Genomic DNA, 2,251 nt, shown 5'->3' with positions numbered 1-2,251 from the left:
GCGGCGGCGTAGGTCGCGCAATTCTGCCGACTCGTCCGTGGTCTTGCCGGGCTTGTTGCCGGCATCGATCTCGGCTGCGCGGAGCCATTTAGCGATGGTGCCTTCGTGGACACCGAAGTCTTTCGCGATCTGGCCGATCGTGGTCTTTGCGTCCCGGTCCAATACGACGCGGACCACGTCGTCACGGAACTCTTTCGGGTAAGGGCGTGGCATGGTGACTATCCTTTCAGGCTTGCCTACAAACAAGCCAGATCATCTGTCACCTTCCTTTGCATCAGTCCCCACCGTATATCCTGGAGTCTCGCCAAGCCGCGAGATTGTCGCCGCGATTTCCTTATTGAACGCAACCCTAGACCGTGGATGGCAGATTGCTGATCTGGCCAGTGCTGCGGCGTTGTCAAGCTCTCAGTTGACGCGTTTGTTTCGTACCCAGATCGGCGTCTCAGCGGCGGCGTTGCTTCGCCAGCTTCGCGCAGGTTCTCGCAACCACAAGACTTGAGGTTGCAGAGGCTGTGGCGGCGGTGGGATGGACTGATCCTGCAGTTGCGTCGCGGGCATTCGACCAGCGAAATGGAGTAGCTCGCTGAGTTTTTGCGGCCTTTTACCGCAGTGGAAGCACGAACTTACCTCGGCTTGGCGAATCGTTGCGTTATTGCACGACAGCCACGATCAGGGCAATGCCGAAAAGGATGAGGAAGCCTCCAGCTATCTTCGTGAGCCAGGGCACGACGCGTGCCAACCGGGCGAGGGCTCTGCGGGATCCGAGGGCGACCGCAATGATGACATCCCAGACGAGCACAATGGTGAACATCCAGGTCCCGTATGCAACGAGTGTGAGTGGTGCTGCCCCAGCGAGCGCAGTGGCGAGGCTGAGATAGAAGAGCGCGTTCTTGGGGTTGAGCAGGCCAGAAGCGATCCCGAGACCGAAGTTCTTCACCCAAGTGGCCTGCTCGATAGTCATGTCGTCATCGTGACTGAGCCGGGGCGTTGATCTCATAAACGCGATTCCGATGAACACCAGAAAGGCACCGCCAGCCAGTTGAATCACGACGAGCACGGTCGGGTGCGAGATGATCGAGATCCCTGAGAATGCTGCCGCGATGAAGATCCCGTTCGCGGCGGCGATGCCCAGGCACGCGCCGGTGGCGTTTCGCCAACCGCTGGTCATTGCGGTGCGGGCGATGAGAAAGAAATCTACCCCGGGAATGAGCAGCGCCAGAAAGTGTGCGAGAGCCACTGCGGCAAACTGCTCCATACTTCCCCTCCGATCTTGACGGTGAACTCGTCAAGTCTCGGCGACGGTGAGGGGTGGTGTCTTGTACGTTCGTGCGGCTGCGGCTTACGTTGCGGAACGGTATTGGCCCGGTGGGGCGGCGACGTGGGCACGAAACACGCGGTGAAAATGGCTCTGGTCGGTGAAGCCCAGAGTGTGGGCGGTATCGGCGAGAGCATGCCCGTCACGGAGCATGTGCCGCGCTTCGATAATGCGGGCGTTTTGTCTCCACGCCAACGGTGCCAACCCGGTAGCGCGTTTCACCGAGCGGATCAGCTGGTGCCGCGACATCCCAACCAGAGCCGCCAGGTTGTCGAGGCTCGGGTTGGATTCGTCATATCGTAGGCGCTCCATCACCGGGTGTAGACGCTCACGAAGGTCGGGGTCAGCGTCGCTGGTCACCACATGGTCCGGTGCTGCAGCTGAGAGGTCACGCAACAGCATACGAAAATCAGTTTCGAGACGTTCTCGGCTCTCGTCCTCGAAGATGCGGCTGTTCCATGCGCTGAGCCTCGCGTGCAGGTTCGGGTGGCGCAGGACGGTGATGCTAGAAAATAGTGCCTGTGCAGATCCGTCGGGCGCGAGGTCTGTTGCCCAGCCCTGATCCATGTGGATCATTTGATAGACCCACCGACCACCATAAGGGTTGCACTGATGCACCTGGTCGGCTGCGATGACAATCACATCACCCGGGCGCAGGTGTACGCTGCCGCCGAGCGGGCCAGCGAACACCGAGGTACCCGAATCGATGAGCCCGATCGAGAACGTGTCATGCGTGTGTGGGCGGTAGCAGGAATTCTCCTGAGAGGAGCGTCTCGCCTCGACGTGTGGGATCGTCGTGCTGCGCGCGAACTCCGTCTCCAGTACTTCCTCGGTTTGCATCGCTCAGTCTCGTATCGACCTGAGGCCGCGGGACACGATGCGCGTGGTTTCGGGGGTGGGGCTTTCTTGAAGCCACCGATCAGCGAACTGCCCGAC

The 2,251-nt window shown here is 60.5% G+C and carries 4 protein-coding genes; 1 reads left to right on the top strand and 3 read right to left on the bottom strand.

The window, feature by feature from the left end; all coding sequences use genetic code 11:
• Positions 1–213: transposase (locus tag ACT3S2_RS15780; RefSeq protein WP_444561929.1), on the bottom strand; the 213-nt coding region annotated here is incomplete at its 3' end.
• Between ACT3S2_RS15780 and ACT3S2_RS15775 the strand changes: the two genes are divergently transcribed.
• Positions 212–499, top strand: coding sequence for an AraC family transcriptional regulator (locus ACT3S2_RS15775; protein WP_444561928.1), 288 nt, complete (start codon positions 212–214; stop codon positions 497–499). The two genes, ACT3S2_RS15780 and ACT3S2_RS15775, sit on opposite strands and share 2 nt — an antisense overlap.
• Positions 500–649: 150 nt before the next feature.
• Here ACT3S2_RS15775 and ACT3S2_RS15770 read toward each other — a convergent pair whose 3' ends face one another.
• Positions 650–1,255, bottom strand: coding sequence for a LysE family translocator (locus tag ACT3S2_RS15770; protein WP_087053555.1), 606 nt, complete (start codon positions 1,253–1,255; stop codon positions 650–652).
• An 84-nt stretch (positions 1,256–1,339) separates the two neighbouring features.
• Positions 1,340–2,155: an AraC family transcriptional regulator gene (locus ACT3S2_RS15765; RefSeq protein WP_087053556.1), complete on the bottom strand. Its 816-nt coding sequence runs from the start codon at positions 2,153–2,155 to the stop codon at positions 1,340–1,342.
• Positions 2,156–2,251: the final 96 nt, after the last annotated feature.

This window comes from Arthrobacter sp. AOP36-A1-22, from assembly GCF_052377615.1.
Taxonomy (GTDB): Bacteria; Actinomycetota; Actinomycetes; order Actinomycetales; family Micrococcaceae; genus Arthrobacter_H.
Note: the sequence above shows the minus strand (reverse complement) of the source record. Positions and strands in the feature narration are given on the sequence as shown.